The 19,438-nt window shown below is 51.3% G+C and carries 19 protein-coding genes, 2 tRNA genes and 2 rRNA genes (1 of these 23 only partly in view); 7 read left to right on the top strand and 16 right to left on the bottom strand.

Annotated features, from left to right (window positions below):
- The 7 genes from QJT81_04380 to dapA all read right to left on the bottom strand — a co-directional run.
- Positions 1-978: ribosomal RNA gene (locus QJT81_04380) — 23S ribosomal RNA — on the bottom strand; it reaches 1,853 nt to the left of the window's first position.
- Between the two features lie 276 nt (positions 979-1,254).
- Positions 1,255-1,330, bottom strand: a tRNA-Ala gene (locus QJT81_04375).
- A 22-nt stretch (positions 1,331-1,352) separates the two neighbouring features.
- Positions 1,353-1,429, bottom strand: a tRNA-Ile gene (locus QJT81_04370).
- Between the two features lie 87 nt (positions 1,430-1,516).
- Positions 1,517-3,005: ribosomal RNA gene (locus QJT81_04365) — 16S ribosomal RNA — on the bottom strand.
- The 16S and 23S rRNA genes sit together here with 2 tRNA genes alongside, the layout of an rRNA operon.
- A gap of 364 nt (positions 3,006-3,369) precedes the next feature.
- Complete coding sequence (locus QJT81_04360) at positions 3,370-4,134, bottom strand: MBL fold metallo-hydrolase (GenBank protein ID WGZ95234.1); 765 nt, start codon at positions 4,132-4,134, stop codon at positions 3,370-3,372.
- The gene (gene bamC / locus QJT81_04355; protein ID WGZ95233.1) at positions 4,134-5,249 is read right to left on the bottom strand and encodes an outer membrane protein assembly factor BamC; all 1,116 of its coding nucleotides are present in this window, start codon (positions 5,247-5,249) and stop codon (positions 4,134-4,136) included. Before bamC ends, QJT81_04360 begins: the two co-directional genes overlap by 1 nt.
- A gap of 20 nt (positions 5,250-5,269) precedes the next feature.
- A complete protein-coding gene (dapA, locus tag QJT81_04350; protein WGZ95232.1) occupies positions 5,270-6,151 on the bottom strand; it encodes a 4-hydroxy-tetrahydrodipicolinate synthase in 882 nt (293 codons plus the stop codon).
- An 80-nt stretch (positions 6,152-6,231) separates the two neighbouring features.
- Between dapA and QJT81_04345 the strand changes: the two genes are divergently transcribed.
- The 3 genes from QJT81_04345 to QJT81_04335 are packed head-to-tail and all read left to right on the top strand — an operon-like array spanning position 6,232 to position 8,785.
- Positions 6,232-6,705 (top strand): peroxiredoxin, encoded by a 474-nt coding sequence (locus tag QJT81_04345; GenBank protein WGZ95231.1) that lies wholly within the window; start codon positions 6,232-6,234, stop codon positions 6,703-6,705.
- Between the two features lie 41 nt (positions 6,706-6,746).
- Complete coding sequence (locus tag QJT81_04340) at positions 6,747-8,168, top strand: PhoH family protein (GenBank protein ID WGZ95230.1); 1,422 nt, start codon at positions 6,747-6,749, stop codon at positions 8,166-8,168.
- 14 nt (positions 8,169-8,182) lie between these two features.
- Positions 8,183-8,785, top strand: a complete 603-nt coding sequence (locus QJT81_04335; GenBank protein ID WGZ95229.1) for a DedA family protein — start codon at positions 8,183-8,185, stop codon at positions 8,783-8,785.
- Here the strand turns inward: QJT81_04335 and QJT81_04330 are convergent.
- On the bottom strand, positions 8,782-9,672 hold the full coding sequence (locus tag QJT81_04330) for a LysR family transcriptional regulator (protein ID WGZ95228.1): 891 nt from the start codon (positions 9,670-9,672) through the stop codon (positions 8,782-8,784). The two genes, QJT81_04335 and QJT81_04330, sit on opposite strands and share 4 nt — an antisense overlap.
- Before the next feature lie 103 nt (positions 9,673-9,775).
- On the opposite strand from QJT81_04330, the gene QJT81_04325 reads away from it, so the two are divergent.
- Genes QJT81_04325 through QJT81_04315 form a run of 3 tightly spaced genes read left to right on the top strand, consistent with a single transcriptional unit; the run spans position 9,776 to position 11,608 of the window.
- Positions 9,776-10,471 carry a pirin family protein gene (locus tag QJT81_04325; GenBank protein WGZ95227.1) on the top strand — a complete coding sequence of 232 codons (696 nt, stop codon included), beginning with the start codon at positions 9,776-9,778 and terminating at the stop codon, positions 10,469-10,471.
- A gap of 11 nt (positions 10,472-10,482) precedes the next feature.
- Complete coding sequence (locus tag QJT81_04320) at positions 10,483-11,034, top strand: cytochrome b (GenBank protein ID WGZ95226.1); 552 nt, start codon at positions 10,483-10,485, stop codon at positions 11,032-11,034.
- Between the two features lie 13 nt (positions 11,035-11,047).
- Positions 11,048-11,608 carry a YceI family protein gene (locus tag QJT81_04315; protein ID WGZ95225.1) on the top strand — a complete coding sequence of 187 codons (561 nt, stop codon included), beginning with the start codon at positions 11,048-11,050 and terminating at the stop codon, positions 11,606-11,608.
- A 7-nt stretch (positions 11,609-11,615) separates the two neighbouring features.
- Here the strand turns inward: QJT81_04315 and QJT81_04310 are convergent, their stop codons facing one another.
- From QJT81_04310 to QJT81_04275, 8 genes are all read right to left on the bottom strand, one after another.
- Entirely contained in the window at positions 11,616-12,344 is a 729-nt protein-coding gene (locus QJT81_04310) for a nucleotidyl transferase AbiEii/AbiGii toxin family protein (protein WGZ95224.1), read from the bottom strand.
- Entirely contained in the window at positions 12,334-12,564 is a 231-nt protein-coding gene (locus tag QJT81_04305) for a hypothetical protein (protein ID WGZ95223.1), read from the bottom strand. Before QJT81_04305 ends, QJT81_04310 begins: the two co-directional genes overlap by 11 nt.
- 58 nt (positions 12,565-12,622) lie before the next feature.
- Positions 12,623-14,809 (bottom strand): patatin-like phospholipase family protein, encoded by a 2,187-nt coding sequence (locus QJT81_04300; protein WGZ95222.1) that lies wholly within the window; start codon positions 14,807-14,809, stop codon positions 12,623-12,625.
- Positions 14,760-15,578, bottom strand: a complete 819-nt coding sequence (locus QJT81_04295) for an exodeoxyribonuclease III (GenBank protein WGZ95221.1) — start codon at positions 15,576-15,578, stop codon at positions 14,760-14,762. The genes QJT81_04300 and QJT81_04295 overlap by 50 nt, the downstream gene beginning before the upstream one ends.
- A 91-nt stretch (positions 15,579-15,669) precedes the next feature.
- Positions 15,670-16,605 (bottom strand): ornithine carbamoyltransferase, encoded by a 936-nt coding sequence (argF, locus tag QJT81_04290; protein WGZ95220.1) that lies wholly within the window; start codon positions 16,603-16,605, stop codon positions 15,670-15,672.
- Positions 16,602-17,795, bottom strand: coding sequence for an aspartate aminotransferase family protein (locus QJT81_04285; protein ID WGZ95219.1), 1,194 nt, complete (start codon positions 17,793-17,795; stop codon positions 16,602-16,604). Before QJT81_04285 ends, argF begins: the two co-directional genes overlap by 4 nt.
- A 198-nt stretch (positions 17,796-17,993) precedes the next feature.
- The gene (locus QJT81_04280) at positions 17,994-18,551 is read right to left on the bottom strand and encodes a DUF2799 domain-containing protein (protein ID WGZ95218.1); all 558 of its coding nucleotides are present in this window, start codon (positions 18,549-18,551) and stop codon (positions 17,994-17,996) included.
- 166 nt (positions 18,552-18,717) lie between these two features.
- Positions 18,718-18,876, bottom strand: a complete 159-nt coding sequence (locus tag QJT81_04275; GenBank protein WGZ95217.1) for a hypothetical protein — start codon at positions 18,874-18,876, stop codon at positions 18,718-18,720.
- A gap of 183 nt (positions 18,877-19,059) precedes the next feature.
- On the opposite strand from QJT81_04275, the gene QJT81_04270 reads away from it, so the two are divergent.
- The gene (locus QJT81_04270; protein WGZ95216.1) at positions 19,060-19,209 is read left to right on the top strand and encodes a hypothetical protein; all 150 of its coding nucleotides are present in this window, start codon (positions 19,060-19,062) and stop codon (positions 19,207-19,209) included.
- Positions 19,210-19,438: the final 229 nt, after the last annotated feature.

Raw genomic sequence — 19,438 nt, 5'->3', positions numbered from 1 at the left:
CACCATTTGGGGACCTTAGCTGGCGGTCTGGGTTGTTTCCCTTTTGACAACGGACGTTAGCACCCGCTGTCTGTCTCCCGTGCTCGCACTTCCTAGTATTCGGAGTTTGCAATGGGTTGGTAAGCCGGTCAGGGCCCCCTAGCCATAACAGTGCTCTACCCCTAGGAGTGATACACGAGGCGCTACCTAAATAGCTTTCGAGGAGAACCAGCTATCTCCGAGCTTGATTAGCCTTTCACTCCTATCCACAGCTCATCCCCTACCTTTTCAACGGGAGTGGGTTCGGTCCTCCAGTACCTGTTACGGCACCTTCAACCTGGCCATGGATAGATCGCTCGGTTTCGGGTCTACTCCCAGCGACTGAACGCCCTGTTCAGACTCGCTTTCGCTACGCCTCCCCTATCGGTTAAGCTTGCCACTGAAAGTAAGTCGCTGACCCATTATACAAAAGGTACGCAGTCACCCCGTAGGGCTCCCACTGCTTGTACGTACACGGTTTCAGGTTCTATTTCACTCCCTTCACCAGGGTTCTTTTCGCCTTTCCCTCACGGTACTGGTTCACTATCGGTCAGTCAGTAGTATTTAGCCTTGGAGGATGGTCCCCCCATCTTCAGACAGGATTTCACGTGTCCCGCCCTACTTAATATGTCCTCTATAACGTTTCGTGTACGGGGCTATCACCCGGTATCGCTGGCCTTTCCATACCATTCCACTACATTAAAGAGATTCGGCTGGTCCCCGTTCGCTCGCCGCTACTGGGGGAATCTCGGTTGATTTCTTTTCCTACAGGTACTTAGATGTTTCAGTTCCCTGCGTTCGCCTCCCTTGCGGGATACCACAAAAGTGGTGGGTTTCCCCATTCGGAAATCTACGGGTCAATGCCAATTTGCAGGCTAACCGTAGCTTATCGCATGCTATAACGTCCTTCATCGCCTCTGACTGCCAAGGCATCCACCGTGTACGCTTAGTCACTTGATCCTATAACCCGAAACAGTCTACTACCTTTTGTGCGGTAAACTTGGGTTACAGCGTGTCTATAATCTCGTAACGATCAATCTTGAGATATATAATCTTCTCAGTTATACATTTCGCCTTGATATTTTTCCATTTTGTTAAAGAACGACCTAGATACTTAGGTTGAACTGACAAAAGCCAGTGCAAAGCAGCCCAAAGGGCTGCTTTGCGGTGACTTCTGAAGTTACCGTGGTGTTGACATTTATTGCAATGCCTTTCGATTCGGGATGAATCAGAAAGTGGTGGAGCCAGACGGGATCGAACCGACGACCTCCTGCGTGCAAGGCAGGCGCTCTCCCAGCTGAGCTATGGCCCCGATAACCTTTGCGATGCAAGAGTGGTGGGTCTAGGTGGACTCGAACCACCGGCCTCACCCTTATCAGGGGTGCGCTCTAACCAACTGAGCTATAGACCCGTGTTCGGTACTAGAGCACTTGCAATAAATGCGGTCTGCCAGACGACTTGTGTGGGAACTTGTGTTCGTGTGAGCGGCGTTTCTCGTAAAGGAGGTGATCCAGCCGCAGGTTCCCCTACGGCTACCTTGTTACGACTTCACCCCAGTCATCGGCCACACCGTGGCAAGCGCCCTCCTTGCGGTTAGACTACCTGCTTCTGGTGCAACAAACTCCCATGGTGTGACGGGCGGTGTGTACAAGGCCCGGGAACGTATTCACCGCGACATGCTGATTCGCGATTACTAGCGATTCCGACTTCACGGAGTCGAGTTGCAGACTCCGATCCGGACTACGGATGGCTTTCTGGGATTTGCTCCACCTCGCGGTATTGCTTCCCTCTGTACCACCCATTGTAGCACGTGTGTAGCCCTGGTCATAAGGGCCATGATGACTTGACGTCATCCCCACCTTCCTCCGGTTTGTCACCGGCAGTCTCCTTAGAGTTCCCACCATTACGTGCTGGCAACTAGGGATAGGGGTTGCGCTCGTTGCGGGACTTAACCCAACATCTCACGACACGAGCTGACGACAGCCGTGCAGCACCTGTGTCAGTGTTCCCGAAGGCACCAATACATTTCTGCAAAGTTCACTGCATGTCAAGACCAGGTAAGGTTCTTCGCGTTGCATCGAATTAAACCACATGCTCCACCGCTTGTGCGGGCCCCCGTCAATTCCTTTGAGTTTTACTCTTGCGAGCGTACTCCCCAGGCGGTCAACTTAATACGTTAGCTCCACCACCAAACCCTAAAGCGGGCCTGACGGCTAGTTGACATCGTTTACGGCGTGGACTACCAGGGTATCTAATCCTGTTTGCTACCCACGCTTTCGTGCCTCAGCGTCAGTGTTGGTCCAGAGAGTCGCCTTCGCCACTGATGTTCCTTCCGATCTCTATGCATTTCACCGCTACACCGGAAATTCCACTCTCCTCTCCCACACTCTAGTCACCCAGTATCAGATGCAGTTCCCAGGTTGAGCCCGGGGATTTCACATCTGACTTAAGTAACCGCCTACGCACGCTTTACGCCCAGTAATTCCGATTAACGCTTGCACCCTCCGTATTACCGCGGCTGCTGGCACGGAGTTAGCCGGTGCTTCTTCTGTTGGTAACGTCATTATCTTCCCAACTGAAAGTGCTTTACAACCCGCAGGCCTTCTTCACACACGCGGTATTGCTGGATCAGGCTTGCGCCCATTGTCCAATATTCCCGACTGCTGCCTCCCGTAGGAGTCCGGGCCGTGTCTCAGTCCCGATGTGGCTGGCCATCCTCTCAGACCAGCTAAAGATCGTCGCCTTGGTAAGCCTTTACCTTACCAACTAGCTAATCTTACGCGGGCTCATTAAATAGCGGCTTGCGCCTTTCCCCCGTAGGGCGTATGCGGTATTAATCCGGCTTTCGCCGGGCTGTCCCCCACTACTCAGTAGATTCCCACGTGTTACTCACCCGTCCGCCACTGAATCCGAAGATTCCGTTCGACTTGCATGTCTTAAGCATACCGCCAGCGTTCAATCTGAGCCAGGATCAAACTCTTCAGTTCAATCTTCATCTTTTGAAATTGAAGAGCAAATCCATCGAAATTACGTATAAATTACATTAACGTGAACTCAATGGTTGCTTGCTTCTGTGCCTCTCGACACAATCACAAGCCCCCACACAAGTTTTCTGGCTTCTTTTGTTAATCTGCGCACTGCTCTCTAAGCAGCGAGGGGCGAATCTTAAAGGCTTTTGAGATTCGTGTCAAGCACTTTTTCAAAAATCTTTTTTCGATCCTGAAATCTGAATAACCACCTAAGTCGTTGATTCTGCTTTCGTTTCAGTGCGTTTCCGCCCTGAGTGAGACGCGCATTATACAGACCAGCAAATGACCGTCAAGCACTTTTGTGAAACTTTTTTGAAAGTTTTTAGTGAATCTCACACCACCTAAGCCCATCCGTTTGATTTGCAAGCTGAATCCAGCCTTGCTCACAACCAACGCCTGTACACAATGCTTGATAGGCATAGTCCGGCAAGTTGTTATTCTCGCTCAAATGCATTCCGATCAAATGTTGTAACTGGCTAAGATCAAGCTGCTCCAGTAAGTAGGTAGACTGATTATTATCTAAATGCCCGTAACGCCCCGCTACCCGTGCTTTCAGCGAGGCCGGATAAGCACCATTTGCCAGCATCATTGCGTCATAATTGCATTCCAACATAAGCGCATCCAAACGCTGTAGCATTTGCAGTATTAACGGCGTGTGACTACCGACATCTGTCAGAATGCCTAACTTATGACAACCGTTACCAAATACAAATTGGCAGGGTTCTCGCGCATCATGAGGAACGGGAAAGGGAATAACTTGCAAGTCCTGGATTTCCAGTGCTTGATGAACATTAATGTAATGCGTGTTGGCGAAGTTGGTATCACGCATAGCATGATAAGTACCCACCGTGAGCCACACAGGAATATTGTAACGCCGGGAAAGTCGCCCCACGCCTGCTGCATGATCACCATGTTCGTGAGTAATGAGAATTGCCGTTAGAGACTGTGGCGGACAACCAAGACGGTGTAAACGCCGCTCGGTTTCACCCAAGGTAAAACCACAGTCCAGCAAAATACGGGTTTTGCCGGACTCGATGAGTGTACCGTTGCCTTTGCTGCCACTACCGAGGGAAGCAAACCGCAGCATTAGCGCTCAAATTCAGACTTGAGGCGTTCCAGCAATTCAGTGGCCACTGCTGGTTTCAATGGGCTGCCGTCAGCGTCACCAACCGTAATCAGACTACGGTTGCCAGCATCAGAGATTTGCACCTGATATTTGCCGCCAACTTTCAACATGTCTTTATCGGATTTGAGCAAACGACTAAAGAAACCTTGCTTGCTGTCTTTGTTATCACCATCGTAAGTGGCAAGGTAAACGCCATTAGCTCGCTGCTGCCCCTCGATGCTCATACCAATTCGCCCCAGCATGACACCAGTACGAATCCAAACATCATTCGCGGCACTACCGACAACCAAGCCGGGTTGCCCACCCTCCAATTGTGTCATCGCGACCTGCACTGCTGTCAACGTAGATTCAGCAACAGGCTGCGCAGTAGCTGTGGCATCACCACCTTGCAAGAAAACCATCAAGCGATTGAGCATTTCTGCCTCTAACTCAGGTCTTGCAGGCGCGTATTGCCATTTTACCCCAGTACCACTGACAGACTCCTCAGCACGTTCATGGCTAAGATAGACATTGGTTGCTTGTTCAGCAGGACGTTCTAAACGAATTTTAAAGCGATCACGACTACCCGCGTCATACATGCCCTCAAATGCTTTACCAATGGTTTTGCGGATAAAATCCAACGGGATTTCCGCCTTGTTTTCTGCCCAGTCAGTTTCCATGATGCCCACACGCGGCTCATCACGTTTGACGCCTACGCCCATCGCACGCCAAAATTCGTGCAATTTCGGCCACACTGCTTCCGCCGGAGCGTTCACTTGCAACCAACGCACATTGCCCTCACGCATAAGCTGAATAGCAGCATTAGTCGGCAACACAACTGCATTGCCACTTTGCGCTTCGCCACGCGCTAAAGCAGCCGCACTGACAGAACCACCCGGAATGGTGGCATAAGTCGGATCATAATCTGGTGCATTCAGGTCTGGGGGCACTTCCAGCGAGTTGATACTTTTGTTGTTTTTATAATCGACACGATCACTGACTGAATCAACATTCAAGCCGGAGCAAGCGGACAGTATCAGTGCTGAACCGATAACCACCACTGAACGTGACAGGGGAAGCATATTCATGGAACTCATTGTCTATTCCGTTTAGAAAACTAACACTCAATACCGGCTTGACGCATGGCTGCCAGCACTTGGGGCTTAATAGCCTCAGAACAAGGGACAAGCGGTAAACGTATGCCGCGTTCATCCCCAAAACCCATTTTCGCCAATGCCCATTTTACCGGCATCGGGTTAGGTTCAAGGAACAAATCGGTGTGCAATGCTGCAAGTGTAGCATTGATACGGCTCGCCGTTGCCCGATCGCCCGCCAAAGCAGCGACACACATTTCATGCATCGCTTTAGGTGCAACGTTGGCAGTGACGGAAATATCTCCTTTACCGCCCATCAGAATCAATTCCATGGCCGTTGCGTCATCGCCACTGTACAAATCCATACGGTCGCCACAACGCTGTAAAATGTCGGCGGCGCGTTCCAGATTGCCGGTCGCTTCTTTAATACCGACGATATTGGGGATCGCAGCCAAACGCTCAACCGTTTCAGGCAACATATCACACGCCGTCCGCCCCGGCACATTGTAAAGAATCTGTGGGATTGCCACGCGCTCAGCAATCAGCTTGTAATGCTGATACAAACCTTCTTGCGTTGGCTTATTGTAGTAAGGCGTCACCAGCAAGCAAGCATCCGCGCCGTCTTGCATGGCGATTTCGGTCATTTCGATCGCTTCGGCGGTGCTATTCGAGCCAGTACCTGCGATCACCGGAATTTTACCCGCCACCAAATCAATCACACGTTTCATGACATGCCGGTGTTCCTTGTAATTCAAGGTTGCCGATTCGCCGGTTGTGCCGACTGCCACAATAGCGTCGGTGCCGTTTTCCAAATGGAACGCCACCAGCGCTTCCAACGCCGCCTCATCCACGTCCCCATTGGCTTTCATCGGGGTTATGAGTGCCACCATACTGCCGCGAAACATGCAAATCTCCAAAAAATAGTTTGACAGCATACTACTGAGGCGGGTAATGAAACACAAGCATTACACGAAAGGAGAACGCCATGACGACCCCAACCCTCGGTACACCTGTACCTGACTTTACCCTCGCTGCCACATCTGGCTTGACCTTCCGCCTATCCGATTTTCAGGAAAAAGCCAACGTTGTCCTCTATTTTTACCCTAAGGACAGCACGCCAGGCTGCACCACCGAAGGGCAGGATTTCCGCGATGCGTATGCGCAATTTCAAGCCGTAGACACGGTGGTCTTTGGTATTTCGCGGGATAGCCTAAAGTCACACGAAAACTTCAAAGCGAAACAGGCTTTTCCCTTTGAACTGCTGGCGGATGTGGATGAAATCGCCTGCAAACTGTTTGATGTCATCAAATTGAAAAATATGTATGGCAAACAGGTACTCGGTATTGAACGCAGCACGTTTCTGATAGATAAGCAGGGTGTGTTGCGGCACGAATGGCGCAAAGTGTCGGTGAAAACACACGTTGCGGCAGTATTGGCAGCGGTGCAAGCGCTGGCGTAAACACCTAAAATAATGCTTACCCTATGACCTTAAGGAGTATCATGAGTCCAGCACACGCCCCCCATACCCACGTAAACCGCTTATTTGTCCTCGACACTAACGTGCTGATGCACGACCCCACCGCCCTCTTCCGCTTCCAAGAACACGATATTTTCCTGCCCATGGTGGTGCTGGAAGAGCTGGATCACAGCAAAAAAGGCGTGTCGGAAGTGGCACGTAATGTGCGGCAAGTCAGCCGCTTTATGGATGATCTGATTTCCGCCGCCGGTGCCGATGCCATTCACTCAGGCGTGCCGCTCTCTAGTAACCCGATGTTCGGTAATGGCAAAGCGCCCAGCGGCAAACTGCTGTTTCAAACCGAAGCACTCGACTATCCTGCCCCAACGGGTTTGCCAGGGGACTCACCCGACAATACCATCCTCACCGTTGCGCTGAGCTTGCGGGACAAATACCCCGAACGTGATGTGATTTTGGTCTCCAAAGACATTAATCTGCGCATTAAAGCCACAATTGTGGGCTTGAAAGCCGAGGATTATTTCAACGACCAAGTGTTGGATGATGCCGACTTGTTGCCCACGGGTTTCCACGAATTGCCAGCCGATTTTTGGGAAGCTCACAATAAGGAAATGGAATCCTGGAAAGAGCATGGGCATACCTTCTACAAACTGTTCGGCCCATTGACGCAAGAATGGCTGCCAGGGCATTTCTTAGCCTTACCGGGCGATCAGCCGTTTCAAGCGATTGTGCGTAAAAAAACGTTTGATCACGTCATTATTGAAACCATCCGCGATTTCACCGAGCCACGTCACGCCGTCTGGGGCATTACTGCCCGCAACCGCGAACAAAATTTCGCGCTGAATTTATTGATGGATCCCGATATTGATTTCGTCACCATGTTAGGCGCAGCGGGGACGGGCAAAACCTTGCTGACACTCGCCGCTGGCTTGGCACAATTGCTGGATGAGCAACTCTACAAAGAAATCATTATGACGCGCGTCACCGTGCCAGTCGGCGAAGACATCGGCTTTTTGCCCGGTACGGAAGAGGAAAAAATGGCACCGTGGATGGGTGCGCTCATGGATAACCTCGAAGTCCTTACCCAGCCCACCGGCGGCAGCAAATGGGGTCGCAGCGCCACCGATGAATTCCTCATGAGTAAAATCAAGATAAAATCGCTAAATTTTATGCGTGGTCGAACCTTCCTGAATCGGTATATCATTATCGACGAAGCGCAAAATCTCACCCCTAAACAGATGAAAACCCTGATTACCCGCGCCGGGCCGGGAACAAAAGTCGTGTGCTTGGGGAATATTGCGCAGATTGATACACCGTATTTGACCGAAACTTCTTCTGGTTTGACGTATGTGGTGGATCGTTTCAAGGGCTGGGAACACGGCGGACACGTCACGCTGCAACGCGGCGAACGTTCACGCTTGGCGGATTACGCCTCTGACCATTTATAACGCAAGGGTTTTACATGTTGCATGAAATTATTGACTGGATAGTCAATGCAGTACACGGCTGGGGTTATACCGGCATTTTTGTGATGATGTTTTTAGAATCAACCTTTTTCCCCTTCCCCAGTGAAGTGGCGATGATTCCTGCTGGCTATCTCGCACATCAAGGCAAAATGAATTTGTGGCTGGCGATTGCAGCCGGTTTAGGCGGCAGCTTAGCCGGTGCATTGTTTAACTACTGGTTAGCCTTCCACTTTGGACGCCCGTTTTTGGTACGTTACGGCAAATACGTGATGTTCAAAGAGGAGCACTTACAGCGCATGGAAACATTCTTTGCAAAACACGGGCATGTCTCAACCTTCACCGGGCGGTTAATTCCAGCAATACGTCAATACATTTCATTGCCTGCTGGACTGGCTCGCATGAATATCCCATTGTTTGCGTTTTACACCGGATTGGGTGCTGGCTTATGGGTCATGATTTTAGCATTTCTCGGTTATTTCATTGGCGATAATCAGGCGTTGATTAAAGAAAACCTGTCCACCTTGACACTGGCAACGCTGGGCTTTGTTGCATTGGTATTAGTCACTTACGTGGTTTGGCAGAAACGCCGTACTGCTTAAGCAATTTGCAGAGCGCTAATCAAAAAATCGACTAATGCCCGTGTCTTTTCGGGCAAAAACTGCCGACTGGGATAGACCGCGTAGACCGAGACGGTTTGCGCGGAATACTCTGGTAAAATCCGCACCAACTCGCCTTTTGCCAAGGCTTCCTGCAATTCAAAATCCGGCAGCAGCGCCACGCCCATGCCTGCAATCGCGGCTTGTTTCAGCACTTCACCGTTATTGGCGCACAATTGCCCGCGTATTTGCACATTGCTGGCGTGTCCGGCTTGATCATAAAGCGTCCAACCTTCGCGGTGGCTGACGTTGGTGTAATGTAGGCATTGGTGTTGGGCTAACTCGGCGGGCGTTTGCGGTGTGCCGTGGGTTTGCAAATAGGCTGGCGCGGCGACGGGCAGCAAGTAAGCATTTTCCAGCTTGCGAGCCACCAGACGCGAATCATCCAACACGCCGATACGGATGACTACATCGTAATCACCACTCGCCGCATCGGTGTAAGCATCATCCAAATGCGCGGTCAAGTGAATATCGGGGTGTTGCTGCAAAAAGCGGATCAGCAATTTCGTGAGGCGCACTTTGCCATAAGTCATCGGCATATTGATGCGTAACTCGCCACTGAGTTTGCCCTGCATCGCCAGCAAATGTTGATCAACGCGATTCACTTCCTCCTGAATTTCGCGGCAATGTTGGTAGTAATAATGCCCGGCTTCGGTCAAGGACAGTTGGCGGGTATTCCGGGTCAGCAAACGCACACCCAGCTCGGTTTCCAACATTTTCAAGCGTTTGCTGACGGCGGCAACCGTGAGTTCCAGTTGATCAGCGGCAGCAGTGATGCTTCCCTTATCGACGACGGCAACAAAATTAGCCATGTAATCCAAGCGACTCATTGTTAACTTCCCATTGAGAGTTAATGTATTTTTTGTGTCTTTATCAAAAATCCATTAAACCTTATTCTTTTACTCAGGTAAAGACAGTTTCAAGGAGCAGGTTATGGAACTTATTCGTGCAGATTCACGCGGGGCATTCACCAACGACTGGCTGGATAGCCGCCACAGCTTTTCGTTTGGCGATTATTACGATGCCGAACGGATGTCTTTTTCATCCCTGCGGGTGATCAATGAGGATTGGGTAGCGGCGAAAGGTGGCTTCCCGATGCACGGGCATCGTGATATGGAAATCGTCACTTATGTGATGAAAGGCGCGTTGTCGCACAAGGATAGCCTCGGCAATGGCAGCACGATTCGCCCCGGCGATGTACAGCGCATGAGTGCCGGGCGCGGGATTTTGCATTCGGAATTTAATCATTCGGACACGGAAACCGTGCACTTGCTGCAAATTTGGCTGCTGCCGACATTCACTGGCATCCAACCCAGTTACGCGCAAGAACATTTCCCGCTGGCACAACGGCGCAATCAGTTGCAACTGTTGGTATCACCCGATGGGCGCGATGGCTCACTGAACATGAATACCGACACCTGTTTATACGCCAGCATTCTGGAAGCGGGGCAAACCGTCAGCTATGAAAAACCGGAGAGCCGAGCGGTTTATGTGCACGTAGCACGCGGACAGCTCCAACTGAATGGCACGGCGTTACAGGCGGGTGACGCAATGGCGATAAAAAACGAAACAGCATTGGAATTTACCACCGATTCGACGGCAGAATTTTTGCTGTTTGATTTGCCGTAAGGAAATACAAAATGCAAATGCGCAATTCGACGCAAACGTATGGCTGGGTTTCGATCCTGCTGCATTGGCTAATGGCTGTCGCACTGATCGGTATGTATGCCGTCGGCACTTACATGGTCGATTTGGAATATTACGACACCTTGTATCACACCTTACCAAGCCTGCATAAAGCCGTTGGGGTAATCATGGGTGGCTTATTGCTGGTGCGCGTGGCGTGGCTGTATTCCCAACCGCGCCCCTTACCCAACATTAGTAGCGCCCCCGCCATTACCCATCTGGTAGGCAAACTCGGTCACTTAGGTTTATACGGCTTGCTGATCGTCATGCTGATCAGTGGCTATTTGATTTCGACAGCGAAAGGGCATGGTATCAATGTCTTCGACCTGTTCGAGCTACCCGCCCTGTTAACGGCGAACAAAGCACGCGGAGAACTCGCTGGCGATATTCACGCCATTGCCGGAACACTGTTTATTTTACTGGTCAGCATCCATGCGCTGGCTGCTTTCATCCACCACTTTTACTGGAAAGACAACACCCTCACCCGTATGTTGGGCAAGGGCTAACAAGGAGACATTCATGAAAAAAATCATCGCCACCTCACTGCTAACGCTGGGTTTACTGGCAGGCAATGCCGCACACGCGGAAGACTACACCATTGACACCGAAGGGATGCACGCCTTCATCCAATTCCGCATCAAGCATCTCGGCTATAGCTGGTTGTACGGGCGTTTCGACAAATTCAGCGGCAACTTCAGCTACGACGAGAAAACACCCGACGCAGCTAAAGTGGAAGTCACCATTGACACCACCAGCGTCAACAGCAACCACGCCGAACGCGACAAGCACTTGAGCGGTGAAGATTTTCTGGACGTTACCAAATTTCCTGAAGCGAAATTCGTCAGCACCAAATACAGCGGCGGCAAACTGGAAGGCAACCTGACCCTGCACGGCGTTACCAAACCAATCACGATTGACGTAAAAGAAATCGGTGCTGGCCCTGACCCGTGGGGTGGTTCACGCCGTGGCTTTGAAGGCAGCACCAAGTTTGCCCTTGGCGACTTCGGCATCGAAAAAGATTTGGGACCAGCGTCTAAAGAAGTCGAAATGATCTTGTCGATTGAAGGCGTGAAGAAATAACGAGCCTTTATGCAATACTTTCGCTCAGTGTACGCACACTGGGTGGAAGTGCATAATCTGCTGCCAGCAAGTCAATACCGTCCATGATTTGCGCCGAACTTTTCACTTGCAATGCTGTAAAACATTGCCTGCGGTAGTCAGGATTTGACTGAAAACGGGTAAGCGCTTTGAATAAAGGTAATTTCACTGGATAAGCATTTTCAGCTTTATCAATCGCCAATGCCGGGATTTCCGCCTGCAAGCGCAGTACCGCAAGGTCAATCAGATCACGCGACCTAACACCGGCATCTGCCCAACGATCTGCATTCGACAAGAGTTTCTCACTGCAACTGTCCGCAAAACCCAAACAAGGGAGCGCACACCATTCGGGATAAACCGGCGCATCCAGTGCAATGCGTGCTTCTGCCACCATTTCAAACTTGATGAGCGTATCCCCAACCACCACCGCAAAACGGACACCGTATTGATCGGCCTTGAATTCTCTTGGCAAACCAATACCTGACTGATCTTTGAATAACGCCGCATACCCTTTCTCCGCCATATCGGTACGCAACTTTCGATAACCAGCACCTAACGGACAAATAAAATCAATATCTTTGCTCCAGCGGTATTCCCCATACTGCAAAGCCAACAACGTCCCGCCGCCAAAATAGGCGGAGACATCGCGACAAAAATCAGCATCCAGTGCGTTAAGAATGGTTAGGATTTTCTGATGATGCTCAAGATCAAACATCATTGCTCAACCAAGAGTGTTTAGACTCAGCCAGTGTTTTGAGGAATGCCCGCTCCTCCCCCTCTACATCAGCCAATACTCCGCGATACATCCAACCACGCTCATATAAATCCAGCATTTCATCAGCCGTCAACTGACTCACATCCGCCTGCTGCCAGCAAATAGCCTGCAAAAAGGGTAAATGGGTAGGTGTTTTTACAGGTTCTGGATGAATGGCTTGCATGGTATCCCCTTGTTTTACTTAGGTAGAATGAGTATAGCATTCAGCTCGGTATCACCCACTAAAAATCCCGCCCAAAATTAAAATACGCCTCCTGATCCAAGCCCTGAGTTTTGCGCACCCCAATAAATGCAGGCCCGACCGGTGTTTCCCCGCCCAAAAAGACCGACCCCGTACCGCGCAAATCGCCCAAGGCCACATCCTCCGCCTCCTGCCAAGCTTGCCGCGCTCCCACGGATGCACCCACGTGCACTTTGGCAATCTGCGGCACTTCCGCCAGCCCGCTCATGTACGTCAGTGAACCATCCAGCGTATAATTACCAATCAACTGGTCATTATCCGTAAACGCCAAGCGCCCGGTTTGCAACGCCTCGCCCGTGCTATACAACAAGCCTTCCTCGTTATTGGCATTCGCCTCCAGCCGCCCACTGGCAATCACGCGATGCTTGTCTTTGCTCCACACCTGTTCACGCTCCAACTCAATACGCGACACATCCGTGTCACTGCCCAAGGCTTTGATACCGTGTGTATACGTTGCACTCATGCGCCCGCCTTTCGTCGGGAAATTCACCGAATCCAGCGTATCCGCCCGATATTGCAATTTCAGCCCCGCCTCGGTCAAAGAATCACCCGGCAAGGTTAATGTGCCGGTTTTCACTTCCGGTTCAATACGCTGCAAGAATATTCCGGCACGCGCTTCCGCACTATTGTTCAACGCCCGCCCGACATCCACCTGAACGCCTGCTTCAGACGCGCGTAATGTTGCCACTTGTTGCGCCCCATCCAAAATACTGGCATCCCGTTCTTGATACCAAGCACGTGGGGCAACGAACGTGGCATTATGATCTTGCAGCGGGTGGTGCAATTCGGCAGAAGCCAGCATCCGTTCACCGATCACGCCTTGCAGCCGCAATTCGGTGCCTTGCGCGGTAAGCCCTTGGCGCACGTATTTCACCCCAGCCTGATACCCGGTATCACCGTTGAAATTATCACTCAACGCAAACCCCGTGCTGACCCGTTGCTCACCTTGATCCGCCTTACGCGCCATGACCTTCAGGTCGTAATCACCATCCGAGCGTTGCGTCAGGTTATAGTCCACCAAACTGAAATACCCCAAGCCGTATACGCGCTCCAGCCCTGCTTGCAAGCGCTGATCGTCCAACACCTCACCGGACTGGATACCCAGTTGTTGTCGCACCAGCTTATCGCTCAACGATGACTCATTTTCAAGCTGAACGGCTGCCACCCGAATCGGCGTGTCTTGGTTGTTTTGTTGTGCCACTGCCCGCCGAGGCGCTGCCCCCGCAAGTGCTGCCAATTGCTGCAAGGCAGGTAATTGCGCTTGCGCCCCCCGCACCCCCAGCGGAATGGTTTCTTTCACCCGATCAAAGGCCAGATTGCCAATCCCCCCTACCGGCGGTTCAATTAGAATATCAACACCCTTACGAATCAGCTTGAGTTGGCTGGCGCTACTTTTGCGCATCAACAAATCCATCGACTGCAAGCTAATAGCCAGCGCAGAATCCAGCTTGCGGTTGGTTTCTGAGGGAATGCTGGACACAATCACAATATCCGCCCCCATTTGCTTGGCAATATCCACGGGTAAATTATTCGACACCAAGCCGTCCACCAGCAAACGGTTGTCGATGGTCACGGGTGCAAACAGCCCCGGAATCGACATACTCGCCCGCACTGCCGTTGCCAGATTGCCCTGTTTCAACACCACCGTTTCACCGGTACGAATATCGGTTGCCACCGCCCGGAACGGAATCGGCAAACGGTCAAAATCACTCACCCGCTCCACCGGCTTCAGCAAGCGCCGCAATTCAAACATCAGCCGTTGCCCGTCAATCAAACCGCTGGGTAATTTCACCCCTTCCTTGGACACGCCCACGCTGAACGCACTGAAAAAGTCCGCGCTTTGCTGCTTTTGTTGGTAAGACTTGTTTTGGTGGGAAGCATCATCGCGAAACAAGCTGAGCCAATCCAATTCATTCACCACCGTTTCGATCTGGGCGGCACTCATGCCTGAGGCGTATAAACTGCCGACAATTGCGCCCATGCTATTGCCTGCAATCACGTCGATGGGAATATTATTGGCTTCGAGAACTTTGAGCACCCCAACGTGGGCGACACCGGCAGCACCACCGCCACCGAGTACCAGACCAATTTTAGGGCGATGTGGGGTATCGGCTGCGTTAGCCTGTGCGAGACTCAGCACCAAGAACAGTGCGACAAGGAATTTCATAAGCATAATCCAAACTCAGGGGAGCATGATCGGAGAAGCGTTCGTCCTTGTAAATCGCCGCTGCGCTCACTTTACCCTTCAGTGATGGCGTAAGAATCTGGTAATCAATCCGCCAGCCAACGTTTTTAGCCCACGCCTGCCCACGGTTCGACCACCAGGTATACTGCTCGGCTTCCTGATTCACTTCGCGGAAACCATCCACAAAATCCAATTCATTGAACAGCTTATCCAACCAAGCCCGTTCGTCTGGTAAGAAACCGGAGTTTTTCAGGTTGCCTTTCCAGTTTTTAATGTCGATGTTTTGGTGCGCAATGTTCCAATCGCCACAAATCACCACATCACGCCCGTCGGCTTTCATTTGCACCAAGTGCGGCAGCAAGTAATCCATGCAACGGTACTTCGCCTGCTGACGCTCTTCCCCCGACGAACCTGACGGCAAATACAAGGAAATCACGCTCAGATTGCCGAAACGCGCTTCAATATAACGCCCTTCCGCATCAAATTCAGCGCATCCCATTCCCCTAATCACCGCATCCGGCTCAGTACGGGCATAGATTGCCACGCCACTATAGCCCTTTTTTTCGGCATCATGGTAGTAGCAGTGATAGCCTTCGGGGAAAAACAAGGCGCGATCCTCTTCCAACTGGTGGATTTGCGCCTTGGTTTCTTGGATGCACACCACATCCGCCTGCTGCTGCTTCATCCACTCGAAGAAGCCTTTTTTCGCAGCAGAACGGATGCCGTTGGTGTTAGCGGAGATAATTTTCATCTGAACTAGGATTTACTCGATTAAAAGATTAGCAGGATTAAAGAAAGAGGCGCTGCGACTCTGCATCATGCTAATCCTTTCATCCTAAAAATCACAGTTCAAGACCATAGGGGAAACCGCACACCAGCACTTCCAGCAACGCTTTTTGCGCGTGCAAGCGATTTTCGGCCTCATCCCAGACCACGCTTTGTGCGCCATCCATGACATCCGCCGCCACTTCCAGCCCACGATAGGCAGGCAGACAGTGCATGAAAATCGCATCCGGCGTTGCCAGTTGCATCATCTCAGTGGTGACTTGGTAGCCAGCAAACGCTTTTTCACGGATTTTCTTTTCCGCTTCCTGCCCCATGCTTGCCCACGTATCGGTAACAACCACTTCCGCGCCTTTCGCCGCTTCATTGGGTTCACGGAAAAACGTCACGGAACCTGCCGTTGCTGCGACCACATCCGCATCCGGGTCATAACCTTCAGGGCACGCCACATTCAGGTGGAAACCAAACAGCTTGGCAGCCTCCATCCACGAATGACACATATTATTGCCATCACCAATCCACGCCACGGTTTTGCCATTGGGCAAACCGCGCTGTTCCATCCACGTCATCATATCCGCCAACAACTGACACGGGTGGTGTTTATCGGTCAAGGCATTGATCACCGGAACGCGGGAATATTCGGCAAAACGCTCGACTTTTTCCTGTTCAAAGGTACGGATCATCACCACATCCACCATGCGCGAAATCACCCGCGCCGCGTCTTCAATCGGCTCACCGCGCCCCAATTGGGTATCATTCGGTGACAAAAACATGGAATGCCCACCCAATTGCGTCATGCCCGCTTCAAACGATACGCGGGTACGGGTGGACGATTTCTCGAAAATCATCGCCAAGGTGCGCAGATGCAGCGGCTCATGCGCCTCGCCACGTTTCCACATGGCTTTAAGTTGAATGGCTCGCCCAATCAGTGCGTGTAATTCCACCGGAGTGAAATCGGATAAGGTCAGAAAATGTCTGACAGGTTTATGTTTCATGAGTCTCTCTCTCCAGCAGCGGGGTGCAAAAATGCCTGCACCAATTCACTGACCATAGTTATTATTTGATCCGCCTGTTCATTGGTGATGATTAATGGCGGCAATAAGCGGATAACATTCCCAGCGGTAACATTGATCAGCAGACCTCTCTCCAGAGCCTGTTTCACCAATTCACCGCAATCACGCTCCAGTTCCACCCCAATCATCAAGCCTTTGCCACGAATATCGCGCACCCCTGTCACACCCGTGAGTTTTTCACGGAATTGTGACAGAAAATATTCACCTAATTCTGCCGCCCGTGCGGTCAGATTATCGTGTTCCATTACCTCAATCACGGCACGCGCCGCACGGCACGCCAGCGGATTACCACCAAACGTTGAGCCATGATTGCCGGGGCCAAACACATTGACTGCCTTGCCAGCGGCTAAACACGCACCAATCGGCACACCGTTGCCAAGTGCTTTTGCCAGCGTCATGACATCGGGTTGAATCTTACTGTGTTGAAAAGCAAACCACGTGCCAGTACGCGCCATTCCCGCCTGAATTTCATCCACCATCAGCAACCAATCGTTTGCATCACAGATAGCACGTAAACGTGGCAAGTAATCATTCGCCGGAATCCGAATTCCGCCTTCGCCTTGCACCGGCTCCACCAATACCGCCACGATATTCGGGTTGCTTGCCAACGCTGCGACAGCATCGGCATCGCCGTATTCAACCCGCACGAAACCATCCACCAATGGGGCAAAGCCTGCTTGTGCCTTCGGGTTGCCGGTCGCGGTAACGGTTGCCATGGTGCGCCCGTGAAACGCATTGCTCATCACAATAATGGTGGGGACTGCCACACCTTTATTGTGACCGTACAAACGCGCAATTTTAATCGCCGCTTCGTTTGCTTCCGCGCCGGAATTTCCGAAGAAAACGTTATCGAAACCCGACAACGCACACAGCTTTTCTGCCAACGCTTGCTGGTGTTCAATTTGGTAGAGATTCGAGGTATGCAGCAATTCATGGGCTTGCGCACAAATCGCATCCGCCACTTCGCGTCGCGCATGACCTACGTTACACACGGAAATGCCGCTGAGGGCATCCAAGTATTGTTTGCCTGCGGTATCCCACAGGAAAGCACCTTCGCCTTTCGCGAAAGTGACGGGCAAACGTGCATACGTCGGCATTACTGCATTGGTCACGGCAAAACCTCCAAAAAATCCGCCACAATAGCCATAAATGCGAAAGGCAGCCCAGACAGGCTGCCTTTGCGAGAAAGCGAAAGACTATAGGGAAAGCGTTTCTACTTGTCAATCACTAAATTAGTGCGTTGTCAAGGGCTAAATGTACCTGTTGAAAATCCATTCAACGCATTTCGACAATTAGCGGGCTGGAACGCCTCAGTTTTGCGTCTGTGTTTTAAGCGCCTCGGTAATACGGCTGTTCATATCCCCTGCTTTGATACCAAGTTTTAACCGTGCCTCGGCAGCAAGGCGAGCTTTCTCTGCATCTGAAGCAGCTTGCTTGCCACTTTCCTGGTTTTTACGCTCCTGTTCTTTGAGATTCTTGTAAATCTCATCACTTTGGCGTCGGATGCGCTGTTGCTGATCATAAAAGATCAACCCTTCCCTGTAACCTTTGTTGAAAGGTTCCGCCAAACTTGGCTTGTCACATAGCTTGCCGAGGAAAGGGCCTCGTCTTCCAACTGCCTTGCCATTGTCGTAGGTACAGAAAGCTTTCTCCCCCCGGTCATAACCCCGCAGATACAGCCCCTTGTTGGGGGTGATGCCCACTTTGCCACAATCTTGACCGTAAGACGCTAACAGGCTGTCACGTCCAGCCATGGCGTCGGCATAACCCAATTGTTCCCAATCGGCGGTTTTACATTCCTCTGGTTGTATGGATGCACAAGACACCAACACCAGCCCCAATCCCATGATCAGCATAACTTGTTTCATTGACACTCTCCTTTTGATAAAAGTCTCGCGCTTACGCCGTGTTAAGCGGGATGCAGTTAAATTGAATGACCATTAGCGTTTGATGGAGCGGATGGTAGCGGCGCGTTTTTCCAGTGGTGCGGCTAGGGCTGCCCGGTCGGTTTTTTTGTAGAGTGCCGCCAGATTCTCAAGGCTCTGAATGACCCGTATTAAGCAGTTCTACGCTTTGCTTATTAAGCTGCTCCCATTCTGCATGGGTATCGGCTGCTGCAAAAACCGGGGATGTTCCCAGCAACAACAGCAATGCCAGTGCTATAGAGGGATTGATGCGTTTGTTCGTATTCATTTGCTATACCTGACAGTTAATTCAAACCATGTGCCAGATGCCATATGCCAACGGGAAAAGACACTCAGCCCCGTGACGGCAGCGCTATACACGGTTATACGTTCTGGAAGAAAAAAGGGGTTAAATGCACTCACCTGAATAGTAGTCCTTCACTCCCTATCCGCAAGGTAATCTCACCATGAATTGCCAGCGAGTGGCATCGCTATACACGGTTATATATTCTGGAAGCAGCCGTACTCAACCGCCACCACCACCACCGCAGCCGCCAGCGCCACCGCAACCACCGTCACCACCTCCGAAGCCACCATCACCGCCGCCGCCATCGCCACTTGATTGGCTTACTGCTTGCCAGCCTGTATGCGAACACCTGTCACAACGGCATTCCTCTTGTAAACCATCCTCACTAAGTGTTCCTGTGGGATGGAAAACATTGCGGGTGCGGCAGGCTGGACAACGGTGATAATTCCAATAGGAATAGGCCATTAAGGCCGGAAACCATAAAACGATGAAACCAAATACGTGAACCGCTGATATATAATGAGACAGGTAATTCGATATGCTT

The sequence above is a fragment of the Candidatus Thiothrix putei genome, from assembly GCA_029972225.1.
GTDB lineage: Bacteria > Pseudomonadota > Gammaproteobacteria > Thiotrichales > Thiotrichaceae > Thiothrix > Thiothrix putei.
This window is presented reverse-complemented; position numbering and strand designations above follow the sequence as displayed.

Bases quoted from the DNA above. Each gene is read 5' to 3' on its own strand.
- QJT81_04315 (WGZ95225.1), top strand. From the start codon at position 11,048: ATGAAAAAAATCATCGCCACCTCACTGCTAACGCTGGGTTTACTGGCA.
- QJT81_04330 (WGZ95228.1), bottom strand. From the start codon at position 9,672: ATGAGTCGCTTGGATTACATGGCTAATTTTGTTGCCGTCGTCGATAAG.
- QJT81_04295 (WGZ95221.1), bottom strand. From the start codon at position 15,578: ATGAAAATTATCTCCGCTAACACCAACGGCATCCGTTCTGCTGCGAAA.
- QJT81_04305 (WGZ95223.1), bottom strand. From the start codon at position 12,564: ATGCAAGCCATTCATCCAGAACCTGTAAAAACACCTACCCATTTACCC.
- QJT81_04335 (WGZ95229.1), top strand. From the start codon at position 8,183: ATGTTGCATGAAATTATTGACTGGATAGTCAATGCAGTACACGGCTGG.
- dapA (WGZ95232.1), bottom strand. From the start codon at position 6,151: ATGTTTCGCGGCAGTATGGTGGCACTCATAACCCCGATGAAAGCCAAT.
- QJT81_04345 (WGZ95231.1), top strand. From the start codon at position 6,232: ATGACGACCCCAACCCTCGGTACACCTGTACCTGACTTTACCCTCGCT.
- QJT81_04325 (WGZ95227.1), top strand. From the start codon at position 9,776: ATGGAACTTATTCGTGCAGATTCACGCGGGGCATTCACCAACGACTGG.
- QJT81_04360 (WGZ95234.1), bottom strand. From the start codon at position 4,134: ATGCTGCGGTTTGCTTCCCTCGGTAGTGGCAGCAAAGGCAACGGTACA.
- QJT81_04280 (WGZ95218.1), bottom strand. From the start codon at position 18,551: ATGAAACAAGTTATGCTGATCATGGGATTGGGGCTGGTGTTGGTGTCT.
- bamC (WGZ95233.1), bottom strand. From the start codon at position 5,249: ATGAGTTCCATGAATATGCTTCCCCTGTCACGTTCAGTGGTGGTTATC.
- QJT81_04275 (WGZ95217.1), bottom strand. From the start codon at position 18,876: ATGAATACGAACAAACGCATCAATCCCTCTATAGCACTGGCATTGCTG.
- QJT81_04310 (WGZ95224.1), bottom strand. From the start codon at position 12,344: ATGATGTTTGATCTTGAGCATCATCAGAAAATCCTAACCATTCTTAAC.
- QJT81_04300 (WGZ95222.1), bottom strand. From the start codon at position 14,809: ATGAAATTCCTTGTCGCACTGTTCTTGGTGCTGAGTCTCGCACAGGCT.
- QJT81_04320 (WGZ95226.1), top strand. From the start codon at position 10,483: ATGCAAATGCGCAATTCGACGCAAACGTATGGCTGGGTTTCGATCCTG.
- argF (WGZ95220.1), bottom strand. From the start codon at position 16,605: ATGAAACATAAACCTGTCAGACATTTTCTGACCTTATCCGATTTCACT.
- QJT81_04340 (WGZ95230.1), top strand. From the start codon at position 6,747: ATGAGTCCAGCACACGCCCCCCATACCCACGTAAACCGCTTATTTGTC.